The organism is Pseudomonas sp. KBN12P06040 (assembly GCF_037574965.1).
Lineage (GTDB): Bacteria > Pseudomonadota > Gammaproteobacteria > Pseudomonadales > Pseudomonadaceae > Pseudomonas > Pseudomonas aeruginosa.
Genome location: NZ_JBBELS010000001.1, coordinates 3,160,227 through 3,185,441, shown reverse-complemented (window position 1 = coordinate 3,185,441; position 25,215 = coordinate 3,160,227). Strand labels below are relative to the sequence as shown.

Here is a 25,215-nt window from a genome sequence, read left to right as displayed (position 1 = left end):
TCATTCGCCCGCTTCGGGCTTGCGGCGGCTGCGCGGCTTGGCCGCCGCCGGTTTTTCGCTGGCGGGCCGCGCCGGGGACGTGGCCCTCGGCTTGCGCGGCTTGGCGGCCGGCGCTTGCAGCAGGGCCGGGGTTTCCTTGGCGGCCTTGGCCCGACCGCGGGTCTTCTTCGGTGCCGCCGCGGCGGCTTCCGCTTCGGCCAGTTGCCGGGCCATGGCCCAGTGGCGTTCGGCCTGGCCGTCGGGGCAGCCCTCGGATTCCCAGATCTGGTAGGCGAACTCTCGTATGCGTTTTTCGTCGGCGCTCATGGGGTGTCCTCCTGGGCGAGGCGGTAAAGCAGGTTGACGGGAAAGTCGGCGAGCACTTCGGACAGGCTCAGGTGCCCGTCGCTGGGCAGCGGCATGGTGGAAAACAGGCCGCTGTAGGTGCATTCGGAGAGACTCGGCGGCAGCAGCAGGCAGGTGTCGCCCCAGGCCTCGGCCGGCACCTGCGGCTGCGTGGCGTGGCCGAGCAGGGCGCAGGCCAGGCGCGGGACCACCACCAGCAGGCAACCGTGACGACTGCGCCGGGCGAAGGCCAGGACCCGCTCGGCATGCTCGCCGCTGACCTCCAGGGGCAGGTAGTCGCCGTCGCGGAACAGGCCCGGCTGCATCCGCCGCAGCCCCAGCACGCGGGCGATCAGGGTCTGCTTGATGCGACCGTCGCGCCAGTGCTCCAGCAGTTCCGGGAAGGGCGTCGGCGCGGCCAGGGCGGCGGCGTGCCGGGCGAAGTCCACCGGCCTCCGGTTGTCCGGGTCGACCAGGCTGAAGTCCCAGTCCTCGCGCCCCTGGTAGAGATCGGGGATACCCGGGCAGGTCAGGCGCAGCAGGCATTGGGCGAGGCCATTCAGGGCCCCGGCCGGCATCAGTCGCGCCGCCGCGTTGCCCAGCGACTGGCGCAGGGCCTGGGCCAGTGGCGCGCGCAGGAGTTGTTCCAGATAGTCGGCGCAGGCGCGCTCGTAGTCTTCGTCGGGCGCGGTCCAGCGCGTGCGCAGCTTGGCTTCGCGCAAGGCCTTGCATTGCCATTCGCGCATCCGCGCGAGGAACGCTTGGTCCAGGGCGGCGCCGTCGCAAGGCGCGTCGAGCGGCCAACTGCCGAGCAGGGCCTGGAACAGGATCAGCTCGTCGCCGGGACTCGGCGCCGGCCCCTCGGCGAGGTCGCGGCGTAACGGCGTGGCCAGGCTTTGCCAGTGCTCGACGTTACGCGCGAACCAGGGCGCCAGTTCACTGAGCGCCGCAAGACGGGCGCGGGCGTCCTCGCCGCGCTTGTGGTCATGGCTGGCGGTGGCCAGCAGGGCGCGCGGGCTGGCCAGGCGCCTGGCTTCGCAGGCGGCATGGAATTCCTCGGCGGAAGCGGCGAAGCGCTGCGGGTCGAAGCCGACGTCGTTGCGCGAGAGCAGGGCCGCCGAGCGATAGCAGGCGGTATCCTCCACGGCCTTGGCGGCGGTCGGCGAACTCAACTGCTGGAAGCGCGCCAGCAACTCGCCGCGCAGGCGCCGCAGCGGACCGGGCGGCAGCTCGCGCAGCGGCTGCCCGCCGAGCCAGCGTTCGAGATGGTCGAGGACCGCCCGGTCGGCTTCGTCGAGATCCTCGCGGGCCGCCTCTGCGGCATAGCGGAACACCTCGCGATCCTGCACCGAGCGACCGCAGGCCCCGGCGTAGGTACGGTAGACCGGAAAGCGCGCGAGCAACTGGAACAGCGCGCGGCGGATACCGCCCAGGGTCAGGTCGCGGCTGGCCAGGTCGGCCCGCGCCACCCGCAAAAGACCCTGGGCGAGGTTCTCCAGGTCACCGGCGAGGCTTCCCGCCAGGACCAGTTGGCGAGCCTGGTAGACCTCGTCGAGAAACGCCTCCGGGCGTCCGCTGACCCGCTGCCAGAGTTCGCGCAACGGTCGTTCGCCGCGCGGATCGTGCTGCAACAGGCTGACCTGGTTCATGAAGTCGTAGCCGGTGGTGCCGTCGCACAGCCAATCCTCGGGCAGGCGCTCCTCGCCACCGAGGATCTTCTCAACGTACAGCAGCATCGGCGCGCCGCCGCGACGGGCGCGGATCCGCTCGCTGCGGCGGCGCAGGCGTCGGCAATAGCCGCGCGGATCGGCCAGGCCGTCGACGTGATCGATGCGCAGGCCATCGAGCAGACCGTCCTCGAGCAACTGGAAGACCTTGCCGTGCACGGCCTCGAACACCTCGCCGCGCTCGACCCGCAGGCCGACCAGTTCGCTGATGTCGAAGAAACGGCGCCAGTTGATGTCGTCCGCCGCGGTGCGCCAGCTGGCCAGGCGGTAGTGCTGCGCCTCGAGCAGGCGGTGCAGGCGTTGGCGAGCCTCCTCGTGGCGTTCCTGGAGCTTGCCCAGCGTGCGCTCCAGGGCGGCGCGCGGAGCGCTCTCGGCGAGCGCAGCCGCCAGTCGACGCTGCATCTCGCGCAAGGCCTCGCGGTCCTGCTGGCACTCGCGGAAACCGCCGGCCAGGTCTGACAGGCGCGGCTCGCCGCTGTCTTCCAGCAGCTCCGGGTAGCTGCCCGGCCAGAGGGGGAAGCGCTGCTCGCCGTGGCTCGCCAGCAGGCGGCCGGCCTCGCGGTCCAGGCTCAGGCCGATCTCCCCGGCAGCCAGGACCTCGCCGTAGTCGCTGCGCAGGAACGGCAGCAGCACTTGGCCGCGCAACGCGGCGTCGTGGGATTCCCACTGGATGTCGAAGAAACTCGCGTAGGGACTCTCGCGCCCCCATTCGAGCACGTCCTGCCACCAGGGATTGGCGCCGCCGCCGATGCCCATGTGGTTCGGCACTATGTCCATGAGCAGGCCCATGCCGCGTTGCCGCAGCCCCTGGATCAGGCGCAGCAGCGCCGGCTCGCCGCCCAGTTCCGGATTGATCCGGGTCGGGTCGACCACGTCGTAGCCGTGGCTGGAGCCGGGCCGCGCGCGGAACAGCGGCGAGGCGTAGAGATGGCTGATGCCCAGGTCGGCGAAATAGTCCAGCCAGGGCAGGGCATCGTCGAGGGTGAAGCCGGCGTGGAATTGCAGGCGCAGGGTAGCGCGGGGCTCAATCATGGGCGGCCTCCTCGGCATCCCGGCGGCTGCGTTCGAGCAGGCGCAGGCGCCGGTCGACCTGCGGCGTTCCGAGCATCTGCGCGGCGTTTTCCGGCCAGCGCCGCCGCCAGTTCGGGTGGGCGTCGCCGGGGCCGGGCAGGTTCGGCTGCTCCAGGCTGCCCAGGGCGTCCTCCAGGGGCAGTAGCACCAACGGCGCGGGGGTTGCTCCGACATAGCCGATGCAGGCGTCCAGCGGCACTTCGGCGGCGGGGTCGGGATCGACCGGCGGTTCGAGGCTGGCGGCCAGCGCCCGGCGCTCCTCGGCGCGCAGTTCCAGGTCGGCCGCGCATTCCTCGGCGCTGCGGTGTCCGGCGCGGCCGCGCCAGTGGATGTCCTGGCCCCGCCACCAGCCGGACAGGCTCGGCAGGTCGTGGGTGCTGGTGGTGGCCATGGCGTCCGCCGGCCATTGCGCCGGGGGCACGAAGCGTTCGCCGCGCCGCTCGAAGAGCAGCACGCGGGTACCCAGCACCTGGCGGCGTGCCAGTTCCTCGCGCAGGCCTTCGGGCACGGTGCCGAGGTCCTCGCCGATGACCAGCGTCGAGGCGCGGCTGGCCTCCAGCGCCAGCAGGCGCAGCAGCTCGCGCTGCGGGTAGCGCAGGTAGGCGCCGGCGTGGGGCGGCTGGCCGCGCGGGATCAGCCAGAGACGTTGCAGGCCCATCACATGGTCGATGCGTAGCCCTCCGGGCCAGGCCAGGTTGGCCCGCAGCATCTCGCGGAATGCCCGGTAGCCGTGGCGGCGCAGGCCTTCGGGATTGAACGCGGAAACGCCCCAGTCCTGTCCGGACTGGTTGAGGATGTCCGGCGGCGCGCCGACATTCACTTCGGCGAGCAGCTCTTCCTGCCGCGACCAGGCCTGGCTGCCGCCGCCATCGGCGCCCACCGCCAGGTCGGCGACCAGACCGATGGCCATCCCGGCCTCGCGCGCCTGGCGCTGGGCATGTTGCAGGCAGCGTTGGGTCAGCCACTGGCCGAAGGCGCGGAAGTCCACTTCCTCGGCGTGATCGGCGCAGAAGGCGGCCACCGCCGGCTCGCCGGGGCGGCGCAGCGGCTCCGGCCAGCGTCGCCAGTCGGGGCCAGCGCCCAGGTGCGCCTGCAGGGTCTCGAAGCGGCAGTGGTGCAGCAGGGCCTCGCCGGCTTCGCGGCGGAATTCGGCGAGGTCGTGGCGCAAGGGACTGGCGCGCTCGGTGAAGTCGCGGTGGAGTTGGCGCAGCAGGCGCATGCGCAGGTCCGCCGCCGCTGTCCAGTCGATCAGCTCCAGGCTCTCCAGGCGGGCCATCTCCGCGGCCAGGCCGGCGCGACGGATCGCCTGTTCCACCGCCGCAGCGCCGAGAATGGTCGCCGGCGCGGCGTGCAGGACATTGAAGAACAGCCGGCTGGACGGCGAGTAGGGGCTGTAGGCATGTCCGTTGGCCTCGGCGAGGGCGTGCAGCGGGCTGATCGCCAGCGCGTCGGCGCCATGCCGCGCGGCGCTGCGTAGCAGGTCCTCGAGGGCGGCGCTGTCGCCCAGGCCGCCGTCGCCGGGGCGGCGCAGGGCATAGACCTGGGCGGCCAGACCCCAGCGACGCGAGCGACCCGGGGCGAGGCTGGCCAGGGACGGACAGCTCGGCGGCGCCATCGCCACCGCCCATTCCCGCTGCTCCAGCGACAGCTGCGCATAGCCGCTGCGGGCCTGCGCCGGCAGGCGGCCTTCGGCGTCCAGGCGCAGGGCGATCCGCGTGCCGTCCTCGTAGACCAGTTCGCCCGGGGTGCCGGCGGGGCCGAGCGCTTGCTCCAGCGGCTGGCCGCATTCGCCGACCAGCAGTCCGAGGTTGGCGCTGTCCTCGCGCAGCCGGGCCAGCGCGGCCAGGCTCTGTTCGATCTGTTGCGGACTCTGCGCCGGATAGCCGAGTGCTTCCAGCAGGCCGCGCTGGACCTCCGGGTCGACCCGCTGCGGCCGTCCGTTGGCGTCCTGCCAGTCGAGTTGCAGGCCCACGGCGGCGGCCAGTTCGGCCAGGCGTGCGTCACTCATGGGCGGGCTCCAGGCTGACCGCGATGCTGCGGGGACTTAGGCGGCCGCGGCGATACTCGGCACAGGCGAGGTTGTCGAGGAACAGCACCTGGGTGGCGGCCGCCGGCGGCTCGACTTCCGCTTCGAGCGGAGAAGGGTTGAAGTCGATTCGCCAGTCACTGCCGTCACCGAGTCGCCAGCGCGCCGACAGCGCGGCGCCGGCGATGGTGGTCACGCCCAGCGAACGGGCGCCGCGCAGGCGCGGGATCAGGTATTCGTGACGGATTTCCAGCAGTTGCCGGTAGAAGCCGCGCCAGGCCGGGTCGCAATCGGCCAGGCCGGGACGCGAGCGCTCGAAGGTCTCCACCGCGTTGGGATCGGGGAGCGAGGCGAGGGCGGCGCCGTCGCCGAAGCGGCCGAACTCGCCGAACTCCTTGCGTCGTCCCTCGCGGACCGCGTCCGCCAGTTCGCCCTGGTGATCGGTGAAATACAGGAACGGTTCGCGCGCGGCGCATTCCTCGCCCATGAACAGCAGCGGGATCATCGGCGCGAGCAGTTGCAGCGCTATCGCCAGGCGCAACGCCTGGGGTTCGGCGAGAACGCTGAGACGCTCGCCGAAGGCGCGGTTGCCGACCTGGTCGTGGTTTTGCAGGAACAGCACGAAGGCGTCCGGCGCCAGGTCGGCACTCGGTTCGCCGCGCGGCCGGCCGTGGCGGTTGGCTTCGCCCTGGTAGACGAAGCCTTCGGCCAGGCAGCGCGCCAGGCACCGCAGCGGCTCGGGGTAGTCCTGGTAGTAGCCGTCGTTCTCGCCGGTGAGCAGGACGTGCAGCGCATGGTGGCCATCGTCGTTCCACTGTGCGTCGTAGCCCTGGCGCAGCAGGCTGGCGCGGTTGTCGTCGTTCTCCAGGACCAGGTGCAGATGGCGCTCGGGGCCGGCGGCGCCGCGCAGGCGGCGGGCCATCTCGACGAGGAACGCGCTATCGGGAATCGCGTGCACGGCATCGAAGCGCAGGCCGTCGATGCGATAGTCGAGCAGCCACATCAGGGCGTTTTCATAGAAGAACTCGCGGACTTCGCCGCGACGGAAATCGATGGCCTGGCCCCAGGGCGTCTGCCGGTCGTCGCGAAAGAACGCGGCGGCGTACTGGGCGAGGTAGTTGCCGTCCGGGCCGAAGTGGTTGTAGATCACGTCGACGAAGACCATCAGGCCCATGCCGTGTGCGCTGTCGATCAGATGCTTGAGCTGCTCGGGCGTGCCGTAGGCCGACGCCGGGGCGAACGGCAGCACGCCGTCGTAGCCCCAGTTGCGGCGACCGGGAAACTCGCCCAGCGGCATCAGCTCCACGGCGGTCACGCCCAGTTCCACCAAGCGCGGAAGGAAGCGCTCGACCTCGGCGTAGGAGCCGAACAGGCCGACGTGCAGCTCGTAGATCACCGCTTCGTGCCAGGGCCGCCCGCGCCACTCGTCGACGCGCCAGGCGTAGGCGTCATGGTCCAGCACCTGGCTGTGGCCATGCACGCCGTCGGGCTGGAACTGCGAGGCCGGGTCCGGCACCCCGGGGCGGCCATCGATGCGGTAGCGGTAGCGGGTGCCGGGCGGACAGGGCAGGGTCGCCTCGAACCAGCCGCTGTCGCTGCCTTCCAGCGGCCAGTCGCGGCCGTCGGCGGTCTCGACCCGGACCTCGCGGGCGTCCGGAGCCCAGAGGCCGAAGCAGGTTCGGCCGTTGCCTTGGAACTGGGCGCCGAAGCGGCGCCGGATCGCCATCATTGGCGTACCCCGCGCAGGGCCGGAGCGGTATTCCTCAACAGGCGCCGGTACAGGCGGTTGTAAGGCTCCACCGAGTCGCTCCAGAACATCGGCGCGGCCATCGCCTTGCAGCGCATGGCGTTGAGCAGCGAGGGACAGTGGTAGACGTTGATCGCGCGCATCACCGCGTCGAGGTAGCTCTGCGCGGTTTCCTCACGGAACAGGAAGCCGGTGACCCCGTCGACGATGGTATCGGCGAGGCCGCCGGTGCAGCGCGCGATCGGCAGCGAGCCGAAACATTGCGCATAGAGCTGACTGAGCCCGCAGGGCTCGTAGCGCGAGGGCATGAGCAGGAAGTCGCTGCCGGCGTAGATACGGCGGGCCTCGGTCTCGTCGAAACCGATATGCACGCCGACCTGGCCGGGATGACGCCGGGCGAGCTCGAGCATGGCCTTCTCCAGGTTCGGCTCGCCACGGCCGATGCTGACCAGGCGGCCGCCGGCCTGGAGCAGGGCATCGCTGATCTCCAGGGTCAGGTCGATGCCTTTCTGCTGCACCAGGCGCGAGACCACCGCGAACAGCGGCCCCTTGCCCGGCTCCAGGCCGAAACGCTCCTCCACGTAGCGCGTGTTGGCGCGCTTGCCGGCCCATTGGCGGGCGCTGAAGCCGGCCACCAGGTGTGGATCGCAGTGCGGCTGCCAGCTATCGTCGATACCGTTGACGATGCCGCTGAGCTGACGCTTCTCGACCTTGCACTTGAGGATGCCGTGCAGGCCGCAGCCGTATTCCGGGGTAGTGATTTCCTGGGCGTAGGTCTCGCTCACCGTGGTGATGTGGTGGGCATGGGCGATGCCGGCCTTGAGGAACGACAGGCGCCCGTGGAATTCCATGCTTTCGTGGCTCAGCGCTTCGTCGGGAAGACCCAGCTCGGCGCTGCATTGCAGGTCGCAGAGGCCCTGGTAGGCGAGGTTGTGGATGGTGAACAGGCTCGGCGTGCGCACGCCGTTCCAGGCCATGTAGGCCGGGGTCAGCGCCGACGGCCAGTCATTGGCGTGCACCAGGCCCGGCTGCCAGCCCTGGGCGCCGCGGCCGCCGGCGATCTCGGCGGCGGCCAGGCACAGGCGGGCGAAGCGCAGGTGGTTGTCCGGCCAGTCATTGCCCTGGTCGTCCATGTATGGCGTGCCCTCGCGCTCGTAGAGCAGCGGGCAGAGCACCAGCATGACTTCCAGGCCGTCGTCGAGGGTCACCAGGCCGATCTCGCAGGGCGGGATCGCCGCCCGGCCGGGCAGGCTGCCGATGATCCGCAGGTCGCGGCAGCGCTCCAGCACCTGGCGGTAGCCGGGCAGCAGGACCCGCACCGAATGCTCGCGCTTGAGGACCCGCGGCAGCGCGGCGGAAAAGTCGCCGAGTCCGCCGACCTTGACGAAGTCGCTTAGCTCGGCGGTGACGAAGAGTATCCGATCCCTCTGTTGCGGCGGGTCCTGCGGGTGCAGCAGCGACGGAAAAGCGGTCAGTACCGCGGGTTCTTCCAGGCAAGCGCCTGCAACAGAATGTCCCATGTCATCCTCCGGTCGTACGTTGTCCTTGGCGTTGGTCGGTCGGACTCCGTCGCGCCGTGGCATGGGCGAAGTCCTTGCTAGGGGTGACCGGAGGGGAGCGGCGGAAGTTTAGTTTTTTTTACCGGCGGCTCGGCTTGCGAGAGGCCTCGCCAGGGGGTTGCAGGCGAGACGACGGGCGCGGCGGGTTGCCGAATGCAAGGCTTGCCGGGGGTTTTCTTGCAAAATGCAAATATCAATTCGCCGGCTTGTTTTTCAACTTATTGATTTATAAGAATTTTATTTTACAGAGAAATTGGTACGCCTTCTGCTCGACAGAGATACGCCTGATTACCGGCGTCAAAGAATCTGATGAGACAGGAGGCCAGCAATGCTAGAGACCGATGAAAACCTGGTTGAGTACCTGGAAGAGCATTTCAAGGATGTGCGCGTCAGTTGCCAACCTCGGCCTGACGGCGCGTTGCTGGTGACCTTGCGTAACGACCAGGGCAAGCGCCTGGTGAGCCGGGCGATCTCCGGCCAGGAGCAGAGCAACCCGCTGTTGCTGAACCAGGTGCTGGAGCGCATCCGCCGGGACCTGATCATCGACCAGGGGCCGCTGCAGATCCGCGACAGCGACTATTTCCGCAAGCGTATCGACCTGCTCACGTTCCGCGATAGCGACAACCAGCATCTCACCCACCGCAAGGTCCTGGTCGCCGGCGGCAAGCTGCGCACCATGAGCCTGGCTCGCTGAGCCGGCTGTTTCAGCGCCGGGGCGGCCAGGCGCCGACCCGGCCTTCCGACGCATGGTCCGAACCAAATCCGCTCTCGTACCCTCCATCTAGAACTCATACCAACGATGGAGGCGGACATGCGTTTTTCCATTTCTGCATCATCGGGTGCGCCAGCGACGAGTCCACGCAACCCATCCGGGGACCCGGACGAATACCCGGTTCCTGACCACGAAAGCCACGTCCCCCAGGAGTTCCCGGAAGAAGTTCCGATGGAACGGCCCGACGAAGAGTCCCTCTCGCCCATACCGGAGCCCTGAACGCCGGGTCTCCATCCAGGAGGAGCGGAACATGAGCGCAGACCCTCGGCAGAGACTGGTGGTGGCCCATAGCGTCGATCCCGCGGCCGCCGAACATGAAGTGCAGGGCAACCTGGCCCTGGCGCGCTGGCTGGCGGAAGTCCAGAAGCTGGAGTTCGGCGGCCGCTACGAACCCGAATTGCACCAGCGAGGCCCCCTCTACCTGGTCCCGACCCGCACCCTGGTCGGCAGGGAGACCGCCGTGCGCCTGGGCGTGAACAGTGACGAAGATCTGCTCGGCGGTTTCGTCGAGCACGCGTTCATCGCCGGCAAGGCCATCGTCCATCCGCTGCCGCGCGGCGGCGTGGCGCCGGAAGGCTGGAACCCGCTGTTCGCGGAGAAGGTCCGCGACGTCGTGCTCAACGGCGTCAGCGTCTTCAGCCTGGCCGACGCACACCGCGCCGGCGGCCGCCTGCTCGCCGAAGGACCGGTGCGGGCCAAGCTGGCGGAGGCCTGTGGCGGCCTCGGCCAGTACGTGGCGCACGACCTCGACGAACTGGACGGCTGGCTCGGCGGGCTGGAGGAGCGCCAGTTGGCGCAGGGCCTGGTACTGGAAGCCAACCTGGACGGGGTCGTTACCCATAGCGTCGGCCAGCTCCGGGTCAACGGCTTCCTGCTGAGCTACCACGGTCAGCAGCACCAGACCCGCAACGCGCGCGGCGAACTGGTCTACGCCGGCTCCGACTTGCTGGTGGCGCGCGGTGGCTATGCCGAGCTGCTGACCCTGGACCTGGCCCGCGAGGTGCGCCAGGCCATCGAGTACGCGCGGATCTTCGACACCGCCGCGGCGATCTTCTTCCCCGGCTGCTTCGCCTCGCGGCGCAACTACGACATTGCCCAGGGCCGGGACGGCAACGGTCGGGAGCGCTTCGGCGTGCTCGAGCAGTCCTGGCGGGTCGGCGGCGCGAGCAGCGCCGAGATCGCCGCGCTGGAGGCCTTCCGCGCCGACCCGGGACTGCCCGCGGTGCGCGCCGCGTCGTTCGAGATCCACGAAGACAAGCGCCTGCCGGACAACAGCCGGGTGATCTATCGCGGCCCCGACGAACACGGCGACTTCCTGCTCAAATATGCGATGACGGGGGAGGCATGACGGCGAACAGCGAACGCATCCGCATCGGGGTCGGCGACGACCGGATCGAAGGCACCTTCCTCAGCCCCCGGGCGAAGGTCCCCGGCGTGCTCTTCGTGCACGGCTGGGGCGGCAGCCAGCAGCGCGACCTGAAGCGCGCCCAGGGCATCGCCGGGCTCGGCTGCGTGTGCCTGACCTTCGACCTGCGCGGCCACGGCGCGGAAAGCGGGCGCCAGGCGCTGGTGACGCGCGAGGACAACCTGCAGGACCTGCTCGCCGCCTACGACCGGCTGGTGGCCCACCCGGCCATCGACAGCCAGGCGATCGCGGTGGTCGGCACCAGCTATGGCGGCTACCTGGCGGCGATCCTCAGCCAGTTGCGCGCGGTGCGCTGGCTGGCCTTGCGAGTACCGGCGATCTACCGCGACGAGGACTGGCTGACGCCCAAGCTGCTGCTCGACCGCGAGGACCTCATCGAGTACCGCGGCAGCCTGATCCCGGCCGCCAGCAACCGAGCCCTGCAGGCCTGCGCGGGATTCCGCGGCGATGTGCTGCTGGTGGAGTCGGAGTTCGACAGCTATGTGCCGCACTCGACCATCATGAGTTTCCGCGCCGCCTTCCAGCAGACCCATTCGCTGACCCACCGGATCATCGACCACGCCGACCATGCGCTCAGCAGCGAGGCGGCGCAGGACGCCTATACCTCGATCCTGGTGGACTGGATCACCGAGATGGTGGTCGGCGAACGTCTCAGCATCACCCCGGCCTACGCCACCATCCATCCGGCTTTCTGAACGCTCCGCGACGGCGAGCCTCCCACCTTCCGTGGGCGCTGGTTGCTGCCCACGTTCCGTGCCGGCAGGCGCCGGCGCCGACAGACGCGAGAACTCCCGGACAGCTCCGGGCCAAGGAGAGCGAAATGAACCAGACCAACCTCGACGACACCCTCGACGTACTCAACGACCTGCTGCAAACCAGCAAGGATGGCGAGGCCGGCTTCCAGGCCTGCGCCGAAGACCTGCGCGATCCGCAGTTGAAGGCGGCGATGCTGGAGCAGAGCCGCGACTGCGCCGCGGCTGCCGACGAGCTGGAGCGGATCGTCCTGGAACTGGGTGGCAAACCCAAGGACAGCACCAGTTTCGCCGGTGACCTGCATCGGCGCTGGGTCGACCTGAAGTCACTGGTCACCGGCAAGGACGAAGAGGCGGTGCTCAACGAATGCGAGCGCGGCGAGGATGTCGCCAAGCAGCGTTACCAGGCGGCGCTGGAAAAACCGCTGCCGGCGGAGATCCACCAGGTGATCGAGCGCCAGTACCAGGGCGTGCTCCGTCACCACGACCGGGTCCGCGCCCTGCGCGACGCCCGCGCCTGAGGCCCGGTGCCGCGAGGGGAATGCCATGAGGCGGTCCCGGGCCTTGCTGCGCGACGGCCAGGAACCGCGCTCATTGCGGATCTCCGCGTTTCCGCTGATCGAGGCGACCGCCCGTCCTCGTGACTGAACTCGGCGGAGGAGCGCGCGCTCAGCCAGAGAGAGTGCCGGAGCACTCGGATAACAAACCGATGAGGAGCGACCATGAACGCCATCGAATTGCTGGTCCATGACCACGAGACCGTGAAGAAACTGCTCAATGAACTCAGCGAGACCACCGAACGGGCGCTGAAGAAGCGCAGCGAGCTGCTGGGCAGGCTGGAGCTGGAACTGGTGCTGCACACCGCCATCGAGGAAGACATCCTCTATCCGGCGATCAGGGACAGCGGCGGCAAGGAAGAGCTGAAGATGTACTACGAGGCCAAGGAGGAACACCGCACGGTGGACTCCCTGGTCCTTCCCGACCTTAAGCGCACCCGCCCGGACACCGTGCAGTTCGCCGGCCGGGTCAAGGTGCTCAAGGAACTCCTGGAGCACCACATCGAGGAGGAGGAGGGCGAGCTGTTCCCGCGCGCCCGGCAATTGCTCGACGCCGCCGCCCTCAAGCAACTCGGCCAGGCCATGCAGCAGCACAAGAAAGAGCTGAAGGCGCGCCTGGAAAAACGGGCGGCCTGAGGCATGCGCGAAGAAGACCGCGCCTTGCTCGAGGAACTCCTGCTGGCACGTGGCCCCGGTGGCCAGGAAGACGAGGTCAGGGCCATCTGCCAGCGGGAACTCGAGGGCTGTTGCGACGAGGTCGGCAGCGATGCCGCCGGCAACCTGGTCGCGCGCATCAGCCCGCCGCACCTGCCGCGCGAGCAGGCGCGGCGGGCCGCGGTGCGGCTGCTCGCGCACCTCGACGAGATCGCCATGATCGTCAAGCGCGTCGAGGCCGACGGTACCCTGCGCGTAGTGGCGCTCGGCGGCGCCCAGCCGGTGAGCTTCGGCGTCTGTCCGGTACAGATCCTGGCCGGCGAGGCGGTACTCGACGGCGTGCTGTCCTACGGCAGCATGCATGCTACCGGCGAGTCGCCGCAGGGCTCCGACGTGCTCTCGGGCGCGGTGCACTGGCGCGACGTACACGTGGTCACCCGGCGCAGCGCCGAGGAACTGGCGAATCTGGGCGTGCGACCGGGTACCCGCGTGGTGCTCAACCGTCTGTGGCGGCGCCCGTTGTACTTCCAGGATTGCGTCGCCGCGCACTTCCTCGACGACCGCGCACCGCTGCTCGCCGTGCTCGGCGTGGCTCGCGAGATCGCCCGGCGCCGCGACGAGTTGCACGGCGACCTCTACCTGGTGCTCACCACCATGGAGGAGGAGAGTAACGCCGGCGCGCTGTTCGCCGCGCGCCGACTGCCGGGCGACATCAGCATCGCGGTGGAAGTCGGCCCAACGGTAGCCGAATACGGCACCCGGCTGTGCCGCGACCCGATCGTCAACAGCGGCGACTCCAAGGGTTATTACAGCCGCCATGTCACCGACCGCCTGTTGCGGGCCGCCGAACGCTGCCAGTACCAGCCGCAGGCGGCGCTGCTGGTGGACTTCGCCTCGGACGCCAGCGCCCTGCTGAGCCACGGCGAGGCCGCGCAGGTCGGCTGCATCGGCATTCCGACCGAGAACACCCACGGTTTCGAGATCGTCCTGGAAGAGGGCATCGAGGCTTGCCGGCGGACGCTGGTCGAGTTCCTCGTGCAACCGCCGGACGACGAAGCCTGACCGATAACCGAAGCAAGGAGAATTCCATGAACGAATACCTGCCGACTTCGACGGCCAATGGCCTGCCGCACAACCTGCAGCGCGGCGAGCGACTCGCTTCCATCGGCGCCGGACTGGTCCTGGCCGGCTTCGGCCTGGCCCGCGGTGGCTTGCCCGGCGCCTGCAAGGCGGTCGCCGGCGGCCTGCTGGTCAGCCGCGGGTTGAGTGGGCATTGCCATGTCAAGGGCCTGCTCAATGAACCGCGGGAAGAGTTGCAGTTGCTGCGCGAAGAGGTGCAGCACCTGACCCGCCGCCTGCAGCGCCTGCAGGAGCGCCAGCGCGACGACTCGCGGCAGGACGCTGCGCTGGACGCCGAGCTGCCGTGATAGCCATGGGCCCTGCGCCTGGCGCAGGGCCCATCGAAGAGAGGAGGGCGAGACGATGGCCAGCCAGCTGTTCCTGATCAGCTACATCCTCGACGACCAGCCGATGACCTGCGAATTGCACAGCGAGGCGGAAACCCTCAGCCGCGAGGAGGCCCGCCGCCACTTGGAGGCACTGCATCGACCGCACGACGCCGAGGCGATCAGCGATATCCAGGTCAGCAAGGTGGAACGTACCCATGAACCGGGCACCACGCCGGGACACTACCAGCAGCCCTGACGGCGGGAGGGAAAAAGAAGGGGGGAGGGGCTCAGCCGGTGCCGGTCTGGAGTTCCGCCTCGAACTCGCCGAAGCGCCTGATTTCCTCGCGCAGGTTGAGGATGAAGGCGCTGAGGTCGCTGAAGCTGCTGCTCTTCAGGAAGTCACTGTTGGGCACGATGTAGAGCGCGCCGTGGGGACCACCCACGCGGCAACTGATGGTCACCGTGAAGTCGGGGTTCAGTTGGCACTGGCAGTCGTGGTCGCGCAGTTCCTCCTCGAGGATCTTCTTCAGGTACAGGTAGGAAAGGTTCATCTGGCCAGCTCTCCCCGGTTTGCGCAACGCAAGAAAAAAATCCACTCCGTCCCTGGAGCGGGATTAGCCTGAATCAGAGAGAAACCGTCGATACATGCCAACGGTACGGATAACTATAGGTGCCGCGAGGCCGAAATGCCGGCAACATCCAGAATCTGCGGGATAAGCTGCATCCCGCATGGCGCGCGGGATGCAGAATGCAAGAGATCGTGCAGAACGCTGATGCCGGAATGCAATCATCGCGGGTGAAAAGCCCGTTCGGCACTCCTTATAAGCATCTGGAGAATTCGCAACGCCATCGGGTTATATGTGTTTTCTCGATATCTCCGCTACGAACCTCGCCGATTCACCGGCGAAGAAGCCGATCTTTTTTGCCGGGTTTCCCGCATCGCCCGCCGCAATCCCCTTGCCACCCCGTAACCGAGCAGGCAGCCGAGCAGGGTAGCGCCGACCTGCAAGACCAACCCCAGGGCATTGGCCAGGCTCGGCGAGCGTGCGAGTACGCCGGCTTCGGGCCAGAACGCCAGCCATACCGCGACGAAGGCGAGCACCAGGTCGTACCAGGCGCCGCTGACCCCGCCCGGGCGGTAGCCGCGAACGAAAACGATGAAGGCGCTGAAGGCCAGGGCCAGCAGCAAGGTGCCGAAGGCCTGGCTGAGGGTATCGGGGCCGGACATGGCGGGTTCTCCTCAGGGCGCCAGGCGCAGGCACTGGCGCTTGTGCAGGCCGAGACGGACTTCGTCGAGCAGCGCTTCGGCGCAGGCGAATACCCTGGCGGCCTCCACTTCCGCGACGTCGCCGGCGCGGCTGAAATCGTCGATGCGCAGGCCGGCGGGCAGGCTCGGGACCTCCACCAGCGTCCAGTCCAGGCCGCTGACCGTGAGGCTGCGCTCGAGCCCGGCACCCAGTTGCTCCTCACCGGCGTCGCGCGGCGCCACCAGCCATTGCCAATGGCCAAGCAGGAACAGGCGCGGTACCTCGGCGCGCAGGGCGCCATCGATCAGCGCGGCGCAGATCGGCGGCAAGGCTTCGGCGGCGTAGTCGGACAACGGCGCGAACAGCAGGTCGAGACCGGCAGCCGCCTGGCTGACCTCGATCGACGACGCCAGGCTGGCTGGCTTGCAGCGCAGCCCGGGGCGCGCCTGCAGGCTGTTGAGATCGGCTTGCAAGGCGCTGACTTCGATCTGTCGCTGCAAGGCGGCGGCGATCAGCGCCTGGCTCAGGCTGTCGTGGGGATGGAATATCCCCAGCTTCAGGGTTGCGGTTTCCAGATTGCGCATGGGAACTCCGGGGTCGGTGCGGTGGAAAGGAGATGTCCCTACCTGCATATCGAAAGCCATACTCCGCACAAGGTTCCGGCGAATGGAATTCGCCGGCCGCGCCGGGGTCTTCCGAAAGGTCGGCCAAGTTCCTGGGGCGAGCCAGCGAGCGGCCGGAAGACGTTCTTCGTACTACCTTGCTGGGTGTGCCTTGCAGCCCGGGTCGAGCAGCCGACGAGTGAACACGTCCATGAAAACCACAAGAAAACCGAAAGTCCCCTTGAACCAGGCCACGCGCAACCGCCTGCTCGACGAAGCGGTCGACGACTACGCGATCCACACGCTGGACAGCGCTGGCCGTATCGCCAGCTGGAGCGCCGGCGCGGCGCGCCTGTTCGGCCACGACGCGAGCGAGATCCTCGGCCGCGACTACGCCTGCTTTCATACCCGCAAGGACCGCGACGCCGGCGTTCCGCAACAGGCGCTGCGCCAGGCGGATGCCGAGGGCCGCTTCGAGACCGAGGGCTGGCGGGTGCGCAGCAACGGCAAGCGCTTCTGGGCGCAGGTGGTGATCGACGCCATCCGCGACAGCCAGGGCCAGTTGCTCGGCTTCGCCCAACTGATCCACGACCTCAGCGAAGGGCGCGCGGCCAAGGAGGCGCTGCGGCGCAGCCAGGAGCAGTTCCGCCTGCTGGTGCAGAGCGTTACCGACTACGCCATCTACATGCTCGACCACCGCGGGCGGATCACCAACTGGAACCTCGGCGCCCAGCGGATCAAGGGCTACCTGCCGGAAGAGGTGATCGGCCGGCACTTCTCCTGCTTCTACACCCCCGAAGACCGCGAGGCCGGCGAACCGGCCCGCGGCCTGGCCGCCGCCGAACGCGAAGGGCGTTTCGAGAAGGAGGGCTGGCGGGTGCGCAAGGACGGCAGTCGCTTCTGGGCCAACGTGGTGATCGATCCGATCCGCGACAGCGATGGCCGGCTGATCGGCTTCGCCAAGGTAACCCGTGACATCACCCACCGGATCGAAGCCGAACGCGAACTGGAACGGGCCCGCCAGGAACTCTTCCAGGCCCAGAAGATGGAGTCCCTGGGGCACCTCACCGGCGGCGTGGCCCACGACTTCAACAACCTGCTGACGGTGATCATCGGCAGCCTCGGGCTGCTGAAGAAACGCCTGCCCGGCGACCAGCGCACCGCCGACCTCTTGCAGAACGCCCTGGAGGCCGCCCAGCGCGGCGCCAACCTGACCCAGCGGATGCTTTCCTTCGCCCGCAAGCAGCGTCTCGATCCGCAGCCCTGCGCGATCCCCGACCTGCTGCGCGGGATGACCGACCTGCTGATCCATTCCCTGGGACCGAGCGTATCGATCGAGACGCGCTTTCCCCTGGATCTCGACCTCGGCCTGACCGACGCCAACCAGCTCGAACTATCCATCATCAACCTTGCCACCAACGCCCGCGACGCCATGCCCAACGGCGGGCGCATCGTCTTTTCCGCGAGCAACCAGCGGGTGCCGGCGGACAATCCCCATCGCCTCGCACCGGGCAACTATATCTGCCTGAGCATCAGCGACACCGGCAGCGGCATGGACGAGGAAACCCTGCGCCGTGCGGTGGAACCCTTCTACACCACCAAGGGGGTGGGGCGTGGCACCGGGCTGGGCCTGTCGATCGTCGACGGCCTCGCCGAGCAGCTCGGCGGCCGGCTCACCCTGGAGAGCCAGCCGGGCGTCGGCACTACCGCGAACATCTGGATACCCGCCGTCCCGCGAACCCCGGAAAGCGCCCGTACGGGCAATGGCGCGACGCCGCAGGCGCCCAGCGAAAGCGAGCGGGTGCGCTTGTCCTGTCGAGTACTGGTGGTGGACGACGACCCGCTGGTGTTGAACAACACCGCGGCGATGCTGGAGGACCTCGGTTGCTCGGTACTCAAGGCCGACTCCGGCAGCCTGGCCCTGGAGATTCTCACGGCGACGCCGGAACTGGACATCCTCCTGACCGACCAGGCGATGCCACGGATGAACGGCAGCCAGTTGGTGGAGCGGGTCATGGCCCAGGGCCGGCCGCTGAAGATGGCCCTGGCCACCGGCTTCGCGGAAAAGATCGAAGGCGCGGCGGCACAGTTGCCCAAGCTGGCCAAGCCGTTCGGCCAGGAAGAGTTGTACCTGTTCCTGACCGGCACGCTGAAGGCCGGCTGAGCCTCAGCGCAGGTACTCGCCGCTGCCGGCCAGGCTTTGCCCCCAGAACTCGATGAAGATGAAGGCGGTGGTCAGCAGGGTCAGGAAGCCGACGCCGAGGATGCAGAAGGCGTAGAACAATGTCTGCCGCTCCTGCATGCGCATGAACAGCGGCAGGCCGGTGAACAGCAGGCGTACCGAGTAGGCGCAGGCAGCCGCCGCGGCCAGCAGCAGGAGGACCCGCCAGGGCACCAGGGCGACGATCCCGGCGAGCATCAAGGGCACGGCGATCGCCGTGGTGAAGGTCAGGCTGCCCGGTACGCTGGGGCGCGACGGCGTGCGGAACAGCACCCAGCGTACGAAGAAGCCCATGATCACCACGCCGGCGACGAAGCCCAGGTAACACATCGTCGCCAGCAGCAGGGCGCTGCCGCTGGAGAGGTGTTGCACGCTGTCGTTGCCCGGCAGCGACCAGCCGACCTGGGTCGTGCCGATGAACAGGCAGGCCGCCGGCAGCAGCGGCAACAGCAACAGCGGAACGAGGAAGGCGAAAGGGTGATGGTCGTAGTCCTGGCGCAGACGAGGCCAGGCATTGGTGGGACTGATCAGTAGCCGAGCCATTTCGCGGGTCATGACGGGCACCTCTTTTCTGTGGCGTTCAGGAGTCTGGACCGGCCCGGCGCGAGGGGGTTCAGGTGGCGTGCCGGGCGGTCCGCGACCACCCATCCAGGGCCTTGAACCGGAAGACGCGGGGAGCGCCGAAAGACAAACGTCCCTGTCTTCCGGAGGAGCCCATGACCACCTACGAAATCCAGCACATGCGCGGCTGGCGGCGTTTCGCCCGCACCGTGCGCGCCGCCAGCCGGGCCGAGGCGGAACGCCTGTGCCTGCCCTGGGAGTGGGTGGATGGCGAGGTCCTCGCGGTGATTCCGGCCGAGGCCGAGGTGGCCGAGCGCTGGCAGCGCCTGAACGAGGACCTGGTGGAAGGCCTGGAGCGCCTCAGGCGCGACGAGTGACCCGCAGGCCGACCACGGCGATCCGCTCGGCTTCGCGGTAGGCGGGGCTGTCCAACTCTTCGGCGAACACGTCCGGGTCCAGTTCCTGGTAGTCCCACTCCCACTCCCGAGACGCCAGGCGTTCGCGGATGCGGGCGAGGAACGGATCGCCGCCTTCGACCATCGCCACCCCGGTATACAGCAGCAGGCTGCCGCCGGCTTCCAGGCGCTCGAGGGCGGCATCGACGATTGCCAGCGAGAGCCCGGCGCCGAGCATCCCGCCACCATGCCGGTAGGCGCGCTCCGAGGCATCCAGGAGATAGGGCGGGTTGGCCACGATCAGGTCGAAGCGACCGGGCGCCTGGCTCAGCAGGTCGCTACGCGCCAGGGTCAGGTTACCGACCCCGGCCAGCGCCGCGTTGACCCGCGCCAGGTCGAGCGCCGCCGGATTGATATCCAGCCCGTGTACTTCGGCGTCCGGGCAGGCCATGGCGATGCGGATCGCGCCGGGGCCGGCGCCGCAGCCGATATCCGCCGCACGGCGGATGCGTGCCGGATCGGACGATGCCAGGTGGCTGCGGATCAGCCGGTCGAAGCGGTAGGTGTCGGGGCCGAAGAACACCGCGTCGGCGGCCAGGGTAGGGAAGGCCGAATGGACGAACAGTTGCTCGCCGAGGCTGGAGACGCGCACCTGGCTGCGCCAGCCGTCCGCCTCGCGGCGGATCAGGTCGGCGCCGGCAAGAAGGGTCAGCCAGTCGGCCGGCAGGCTTTCCCCGGCGAATGCCCGGCTCCAGCCGAAGATGCCGGCCAGGTCCCGGGCCATGCGGTTTTCCGGGCGGGCGTTGACGCGCTCATGGGTAGCCGGGGTGACGGTGACGAAACGGTAGTCCTGGCCTCGCAACCAGTTGCCGAGGCTGAGCAGGACGTCCAGGCGCGGATCATTCAGGCTGGGCATGGGCGGCCCTCCAGCGCTGGCTGAACATCCGCGTGGCAAGGAGACCGGCGGGTCCGTGGTGGCGGTGCGGGGCCATCAGTTCGAGAAGGCGTGCGACGCCCTGCTCGGGGGATAGCCGCAGCAGCTCGCGTCGCAGCGCGACCTGCTCGGCGTCCACGTCGCTGCCCGCCGTCGCCGGCTCCGCCAGCGGCGCAAGCGGGTCCCTGTCCGCCGGAGCGGGGGCTTGCCAGTCGCCAGCGATCCAGTCGTACAGCAACTGCCGCTCGTAGGGAGTGAAGACTCCGAACATCGCCGCCCGGTCGCCCTCGATCAGGTTCCAGAAACGGCTGCCGCGCGGATCGGCATGGCGCCGGATCCAGCCCTCTTCCTCCAGGCAGGCGAGAAACGCCGGGAACCGCCCGGGCACCGCCAGCCACTGGTTCACCGTGCGCCCGCCGATCCGGCAACGATCCGAATGCATGCCGGCGGCGTAGGGGCGCTTGCGCTCGAACATGGCCAGCAATTCTTCCTCGAGATCGAAGCCGTCGATCACCTGCTCGGTGCTCAGGCCGACCTCGTTCAGGCGGTAGCCGTTCCTCACCCGTTCGAGGAAGGCCGCACGCCCGCCAAGCTGCGGCAGGTTGTCGTAGAGCGCGCGCAGGGCCTTGCGCGCATGTCCGCTGGCGGCGTTGTCGATGGTCACGTGCAACTGGAAGTAGTAGGAGTCGAAGCCCAGCTCGCGCAGCTCCTGAGTGGTGATCAACAGGTGCAGCGGCGGTTGCTCGTAGCCGAGGTTGTAGCCGATCACTTCGGGCAGGTAGTCCGTGGCGAGGTGGCCGAGGGCGAGTTGCTGGGTGCCCTGCAGGTAGTGCAGGTCGCTGAGGCCTTCGACTTCCTCGCTGCCGATGCTGGCCAGCAGGCGCCGGTAGAGCAGGACGTGGTTGCGTGCCGGGACGCCGTCGCCGAGTTCTTCGAGGAAGGTCTCCAGCAGCGGCCGCAGGCGTTCCTCGCCATGATGCGGCAACAGCCCATAGAGCCAGGCGCCATCGACCAGCTTGGTCGGGGCCACGCTGCGAATGAAGTGCATCGCCTGGGAGGGAACCTGGAAGTAGCGTCGTCCTTCGCCGCGCCGACGTGCCCGGAGGTATTCGGCATGCGCCTCGGCGGTGCGCCGGGCCCCGGCATCGAGCCAGGCCGGCCAATCGGCGGGGTCCTCCGGCAGGTCGTCGTCATGGGTGGCGGCCAGGCTCAATTGCTGGTCGAGGAACTCGCCGGCGGCTTCGAGATGCTCGCGGGGCTCGTCGAGCAGGGCGTGGTACAGGTCGCGGACCCTGGGCGAAGGGCTTGCACTGGAGGCAGGGAGGGGCGAAGACAGGCTCATGTCGCGTTCCTTGTCGTGGGTTTGCGGGGGCGGCCGGGGCGACCACACATATGGGTGCGAGTGACACCTGGGGAAAAAGGTTTCACTGGCAGGATCGGTGGCGCGCCGGGGAACCTCACGGCGGAAAAAACGAACCTCGACGGCACTCCGGCGTCTTCCCCAGACAAACCCCGGGAGCTGCGCCGATGACCCACGACCTGGCCGCCAGCGGCCTTCGCTTCGGCATCGAGGAAGAATTCTTCCTGCTCGATGCCTCCGACCTGGACATCGTCCGCTCCGCACCCGCCGGATTCGTCGCGGCCTGCCGTGACACGCTCGGCGAGCATTTCGCCGAGGAGATGTTCGAATGCCAGGTCGAGGTGGCCAGCCCGGTGTTCTCCACCCTGGCCGAGGCCGCGCGCTTCCACGGTCAGGCCCGGCAACGCCTGGCGCATCTGGCCATGGAATTCGGCCTGCGCTCGCTCTGCGTCGGCACCCACCCCTTCGCCGACTGGCGGCGGGCGCGAAGCAACCCGGCGGCGCACTTCGCCCGCCTGTTCGAGGACCAGGGGCGGGTGGCCCGGCGCAGCCTGGTCTGCGGCCTGCACGTGCATGTGGAGATACCGCCGAGCCACGACCGCATGGCCGTGCTCCAGCGCGTGTTGCCGTGGCTGCCGCTGCTGCTGGCGTTGAGCGCATCCTCGCCGTTCCGCGGCGGCCGGCGCAGCGGTCTGGCGAGCTATCGACGGGCACTCTGCGGCGAGTGGCCGAGGATGAACATTCCTCCGGCCTTGCCCGACGAGGACGCCTATCGCCGCCACCTGGCGCTGCTGCGCGAGGCCGGCTGCATCCGCGAGGATGGCCAGGTCTGGTGGATGATCCGGCCGTCTTCCCATGTGCCGACCCTGGAGCTGCGTATCTGCGACGCCTGCCCGCGCCTAGCCGACGCGCTGAGCCTGGCCGGGCTGTTCAGGGCGCTGGTGGGCGAAGCGCTGGGCGCGGGCCCGCGTGCGTTGCCGGTCGCGCGCGACGCCTGCCTGGAGGAAAACTATTGGCAGGCGCTGCGTTACGGTTGCGCCGGCCGCTATCTCGTCGACGGCCGCTGCGTAGGTGCCGGGGACTGGCTGGAAATGGCCTGGCGGCAGTGCCGGCCGCAGGCCCGCCAGGGCAACGAATGGGCCTACCAGCATGCCCGTGGATTGCTCGGAGAGACCTCCGCCAGTCGCCAGTTGCGGCGCTACCAGACATTGCGCGCAGCGGGCCAGGAACGGCACGTGGCGCTGCGCCGGCTGGTGGAAGAACTGCTGGAGGAGAATCTCCAGCCGGCCTTGGCCGGTCCGGCCGGCAAGCGCGCCCACGAAGGCGGCCGGTCATTCCGTCCGGCCGCTGGAGCGCCGATGTCAATCCGCGGTCAGGAGTAGGGAGAACGTCACAGGGGGTTCGCCACCATGAGCTTTTCCCGATTCGCCCAACGCCTGTCCAACTGGAGCGGCCGGCCGCCGACCTTCGTCATCGCCCTCGGATTGATCCTGGCATGGGCGATCAGCGGGCCGTTCTTCGACTTCAACGATACCTGGCAACTGGTGATCAATACCTCGACCACCATCGTTACCTTCCTCATGGTCTTCCTCATCCAGAACACCCAGAACCGCGATACCGATGCGCTGCACATCAAGATCGACGAACTGCTGCGCAGCACCCGGCGCGCCCACAACGCGCTGCTCGGACTCGACGACCTGGACGCCGACACCTTGCGCGAACTGCGTGAGCGCTACCAGCGGATGGGTGAGCGGGATGGAGATACGCCGCAGGGCGTAGCCAGCGAAGAAGCCCGCGAATGCGCCTGCGAGGAACGACAGCGCGACGCCTGAAGCCTCCCTGCGTAAGGCAGCCGCGTGCTCATCGTGCCTGGTTCCTGGCCGGCACTGCCATTCGTCGCGCCGATGGCTCGCGGCGCAGGCGCGACAATCCTCTGTAGGGAAACCCGTGCAGACCGTCGAGGAACCGATACGGAAAGAGAGGCGAGCATGTCCAAGCAGCACATCATCCATTTCACTGGGCCGATCAATTCGTCCACCTGCGGCAATCTGATCAACACTTGCGCCAAGGTCCTGCAACAGGAGGCCGAGGAGTTGCGGATCAACATCGCCACCATGGGCGGGGAATGCAGCTACGGCTTTACCCTGTACAACTTCCTGCGCGCGCTGCCGGTGCCGATACATACCCACAACCTGGGTACCGTCGAGTCGATGGGCAACATCCTGTTCCTCGCCGGCGAGCGACGCAGCGCCAGTGCCCACAGCAAGTTCCTGTTCCATCCTTTCCACTGGACCCTGCATGGCGCGGTGGACCATGCGCGGATGGCGGAATATGCGATGAGCCTCGACTACGACCTGGAGCTTTACGCCCGGATCGTCGCCGAGAACACCCGTGATGCGCCGGAACGCCTGGACATCCCGAGCTACCTGATGGCCTATCCGCGCATCCTCGGTCCGGAAGACGCCCTGGCTTGCGGACTGATCCATACGGTGGACGATTCGCCTATACCCGCTTCCGCCTGCCAGTGGAGTATCCATTCCTAGCTTCCCCGCGCCGCCCAGCATATTCCGGCAAGCGGAAGGCCTTGGACAGGCGGCAGGATGCCCATGCCGCCGGGGAAAGCGGGCTTTGCCAACGACCTTCGCGCATCAGACCTTACGTTGGAAAAAGTCGAGCGCCTCCTGGAAGCTGGGCCGCAGCGGCACGTTCCAGTCGGGATGGGCGGTGAAGTGATAGCCGTTGCCCTTGATGCACTCGACCAGCAAGGAAAAGCTCTTCCGATCCGCCACCACGCAGACCTCGTCGAAGCGAACGGACTCTTCTCCGACCCGATGCTCCATGGCCCGGGGAAGGTAGAAGGTGGCCGGGAAGTTGTCACCCATATGGGAGCCTGGGTTGCCCGCATCGTCGCTGTGGTGAAACATCTCCCTGTGCTCCCCCCGGCCCAGGCAGTCATTGAGGGCGTCCACCAGTTGCCGCGTGCGCGGAGTGATGTTTCCCCTGGCCATATCCTCCCTGCCATAGAATCCGTTCTCGCTCAGGGGATCCTTTGCACCGAGAGGGGTGTATCTGACCGCGGTATTCCTTCTCGCATCGAGACCACCACTGCCATGCGCCTCGATCGAGGGCGCTACCAGGAAGAGGTCATAATCGGCGGTCATCGCCAGCCCGCAAGCCGGGCTGGCCAGTACCTGCACCGCTTCCGACCGCCCCAGGCGGCTGATCCTGTAGAGACCGTCCGGCTCCTGGCGGGCCTCGAACTCATAGCGCTTGCCGCTGGGGCCCTGCGCGGTCAGGAGGCGAACCGGCCAGACACCGTCTGCCACCAGGCCGAAATTCCGCACCAGCTCCGCAAGGCGTTGCTGAGAGATCCGCAGGTCGGTCTGGGTATAGGCTCCGCCATCCATTCCCTTCGCCACAGCCAGGTTCAGCTTGCGTATTTCCGCCGTGTCGCGGTTTTCCCGCTTGCTGAGATGCTGGTCGACACAGATGAACCCCGCCTGCGGACCCCAGTTCGAGCTTTTCCCCTTCACCGAGAAGCCCTTGGTCGGGAAACCCTCTTCGATCAGCGTAGTGACGATTCTTTCAACCGGGCGAATGCCAAAGACGGTATTCGTCTGCCTGGCCACCGCCTGCATGCGCAAGGCATGTTCGACGGGAACCCCCACCCCCTGCGCATCGAACAGGTCCTGTAGAGCCCGTGCCTGCATATCCGCAGGGCGCAGCAGCGGTCCGGGCTATGCCGTTGCGTTAGAAACCACCTGACGATGACCGTCGATACGCATGGTTCGTTTTCCCGCATATGCCAAAGAAGGACTCGAGAATAAGAATC

Annotated in this window: 25 protein-coding genes; 13 read left to right on the top strand and 12 right to left on the bottom strand. The window is 68.3% G+C overall.

Going from position 1 to position 25,215, the window contains the following annotated elements:
- From VQ067_RS15040 to glgA, 5 genes are read right to left on the bottom strand one after another with little or no spacing between them, the layout of a single operon-like run.
- Positions 1-306 (bottom strand): DUF2934 domain-containing protein, encoded by a 306-nt coding sequence (locus VQ067_RS15040; RefSeq protein ID WP_003088948.1) that lies wholly within the window; start codon positions 304-306, stop codon positions 1-3.
- Positions 303-3,083, bottom strand: a complete 2,781-nt coding sequence (locus tag VQ067_RS15035; protein WP_015502966.1) for a malto-oligosyltrehalose synthase — start codon at positions 3,081-3,083, stop codon at positions 303-305. The genes VQ067_RS15040 and VQ067_RS15035 overlap by 4 nt, the downstream gene beginning before the upstream one ends.
- Entirely contained in the window at positions 3,076-5,130 is a 2,055-nt protein-coding gene (malQ, locus tag VQ067_RS15030) for a 4-alpha-glucanotransferase (RefSeq protein WP_022580088.1), read from the bottom strand. The genes VQ067_RS15035 and malQ overlap by 8 nt, the downstream gene beginning before the upstream one ends.
- Positions 5,123-6,874, bottom strand: a complete 1,752-nt coding sequence (gene treZ / locus VQ067_RS15025; RefSeq protein WP_033989902.1) for a malto-oligosyltrehalose trehalohydrolase — start codon at positions 6,872-6,874, stop codon at positions 5,123-5,125. The genes malQ and treZ overlap by 8 nt, the downstream gene beginning before the upstream one ends.
- A complete protein-coding gene (glgA, locus tag VQ067_RS15020; protein WP_009877798.1) occupies positions 6,874-8,415 on the bottom strand; it encodes a glycogen synthase GlgA in 1,542 nt (513 codons plus the stop codon). The genes treZ and glgA overlap by 1 nt, the downstream gene beginning before the upstream one ends.
- Before the next feature lie 367 nt (positions 8,416-8,782).
- On the opposite strand from glgA, the gene VQ067_RS15015 reads away from it, so the two are divergent.
- From VQ067_RS15015 to VQ067_RS14980, 8 genes are all read left to right on the top strand, one after another.
- Complete coding sequence (locus VQ067_RS15015; protein ID WP_003110773.1) at positions 8,783-9,148, top strand: DUF3509 domain-containing protein; 366 nt, start codon at positions 8,783-8,785, stop codon at positions 9,146-9,148.
- A gap of 328 nt (positions 9,149-9,476) precedes the next feature.
- A complete protein-coding gene (locus VQ067_RS15010; protein ID WP_023091845.1) occupies positions 9,477-10,574 on the top strand; it encodes a DUF3182 family protein in 1,098 nt (365 codons plus the stop codon).
- Positions 10,571-11,347, top strand: a complete 777-nt coding sequence (locus tag VQ067_RS15005; RefSeq protein WP_003110771.1) for an alpha/beta hydrolase family protein — start codon at positions 10,571-10,573, stop codon at positions 11,345-11,347. The genes VQ067_RS15010 and VQ067_RS15005 overlap by 4 nt, the downstream gene beginning before the upstream one ends.
- Before the next feature lie 125 nt (positions 11,348-11,472).
- Entirely contained in the window at positions 11,473-11,925 is a 453-nt protein-coding gene (locus VQ067_RS15000; RefSeq protein ID WP_003088965.1) for a ferritin-like domain-containing protein, read from the top strand.
- 201 nt (positions 11,926-12,126) lie between these two features.
- Positions 12,127-12,597, top strand: coding sequence for a hemerythrin domain-containing protein (locus VQ067_RS14995; protein ID WP_003088967.1), 471 nt, complete (start codon positions 12,127-12,129; stop codon positions 12,595-12,597).
- Between the two features lie 3 nt (positions 12,598-12,600).
- A complete protein-coding gene (locus tag VQ067_RS14990) occupies positions 12,601-13,677 on the top strand; it encodes a M42 family metallopeptidase (protein ID WP_003088971.1) in 1,077 nt (358 codons plus the stop codon).
- Positions 13,678-13,703: 26 nt separating this feature from the next.
- Positions 13,704-14,042, top strand: a complete 339-nt coding sequence (locus VQ067_RS14985; protein ID WP_033989843.1) for a YgaP family membrane protein — start codon at positions 13,704-13,706, stop codon at positions 14,040-14,042.
- A 55-nt stretch (positions 14,043-14,097) separates the two neighbouring features.
- A complete protein-coding gene (locus tag VQ067_RS14980) occupies positions 14,098-14,319 on the top strand; it encodes a hypothetical protein (protein ID WP_003088976.1) in 222 nt (73 codons plus the stop codon).
- A gap of 31 nt (positions 14,320-14,350) precedes the next feature.
- Here the strand turns inward: VQ067_RS14980 and VQ067_RS14975 are convergent, their stop codons facing one another.
- From VQ067_RS14975 to VQ067_RS14965, 3 genes are all read right to left on the bottom strand, one after another.
- Positions 14,351-14,659, bottom strand: coding sequence for a hypothetical protein (locus VQ067_RS14975; RefSeq protein ID WP_003132124.1), 309 nt, complete (start codon positions 14,657-14,659; stop codon positions 14,351-14,353).
- A 284-nt stretch (positions 14,660-14,943) separates the two neighbouring features.
- On the bottom strand, positions 14,944-15,291 hold the full coding sequence (locus VQ067_RS14970; RefSeq protein WP_003110770.1) for a hypothetical protein: 348 nt from the start codon (positions 15,289-15,291) through the stop codon (positions 14,944-14,946).
- A gap of 12 nt (positions 15,292-15,303) precedes the next feature.
- Positions 15,304-15,894: a hypothetical protein gene (locus VQ067_RS14965; protein ID WP_003088985.1), complete on the bottom strand. Its 591-nt coding sequence runs from the start codon at positions 15,892-15,894 to the stop codon at positions 15,304-15,306.
- Between the two features lie 229 nt (positions 15,895-16,123).
- Between VQ067_RS14965 and VQ067_RS14960 the strand changes: the two genes are divergently transcribed.
- A complete protein-coding gene (locus VQ067_RS14960) occupies positions 16,124-18,076 on the top strand; it encodes a hybrid sensor histidine kinase/response regulator (protein ID WP_003162797.1) in 1,953 nt (650 codons plus the stop codon).
- Positions 18,077-18,079: 3 nt separating this feature from the next.
- Here VQ067_RS14960 and VQ067_RS14955 read toward each other — a convergent pair whose 3' ends face one another.
- Entirely contained in the window at positions 18,080-18,688 is a 609-nt protein-coding gene (locus tag VQ067_RS14955; RefSeq protein WP_003110768.1) for a Yip1 family protein, read from the bottom strand.
- Positions 18,689-18,849: 161 nt separating this feature from the next.
- On the opposite strand from VQ067_RS14955, the gene VQ067_RS14950 reads away from it, so the two are divergent.
- Positions 18,850-19,071 (top strand): hypothetical protein, encoded by a 222-nt coding sequence (locus tag VQ067_RS14950; protein ID WP_009876384.1) that lies wholly within the window; start codon positions 18,850-18,852, stop codon positions 19,069-19,071.
- Here VQ067_RS14950 and VQ067_RS14945 read toward each other — a convergent pair.
- Positions 19,055-20,005, bottom strand: a complete 951-nt coding sequence (locus VQ067_RS14945; protein WP_033989900.1) for a methyltransferase — start codon at positions 20,003-20,005, stop codon at positions 19,055-19,057. The genes VQ067_RS14950 and VQ067_RS14945 overlap by 17 nt on opposite strands.
- Entirely contained in the window at positions 19,989-21,365 is a 1,377-nt protein-coding gene (locus VQ067_RS14940) for an iron-containing redox enzyme family protein (protein WP_031686632.1), read from the bottom strand. The genes VQ067_RS14945 and VQ067_RS14940 overlap by 17 nt, the downstream gene beginning before the upstream one ends.
- 185 nt (positions 21,366-21,550) lie before the next feature.
- On the opposite strand from VQ067_RS14940, the gene VQ067_RS14935 reads away from it, so the two are divergent.
- The 3 genes from VQ067_RS14935 (at position 21,551) to VQ067_RS14925 (ending at position 23,926) form a co-directional block, all read left to right on the top strand.
- Entirely contained in the window at positions 21,551-22,765 is a 1,215-nt protein-coding gene (locus tag VQ067_RS14935; protein WP_023875355.1) for a carboxylate-amine ligase, read from the top strand.
- A gap of 27 nt (positions 22,766-22,792) precedes the next feature.
- The gene (locus tag VQ067_RS14930; RefSeq protein ID WP_003089012.1) at positions 22,793-23,215 is read left to right on the top strand and encodes a low affinity iron permease family protein; all 423 of its coding nucleotides are present in this window, start codon (positions 22,793-22,795) and stop codon (positions 23,213-23,215) included.
- 156 nt (positions 23,216-23,371) lie between these two features.
- On the top strand, positions 23,372-23,926 hold the full coding sequence (locus VQ067_RS14925) for a ClpP family protease (protein WP_003089015.1): 555 nt from the start codon (positions 23,372-23,374) through the stop codon (positions 23,924-23,926).
- A 105-nt stretch (positions 23,927-24,031) separates the two neighbouring features.
- On the opposite strand, the gene exoY is transcribed toward VQ067_RS14925, so the two are convergent.
- Positions 24,032-25,111 (bottom strand): CyaA/EF/ExoY family adenylyl cyclase toxin, encoded by a 1,080-nt coding sequence (exoY, locus tag VQ067_RS14920; RefSeq protein WP_223677434.1) that lies wholly within the window; start codon positions 25,109-25,111, stop codon positions 24,032-24,034.
- Between the last annotated feature and the right edge of the window lie 104 nt (positions 25,112-25,215).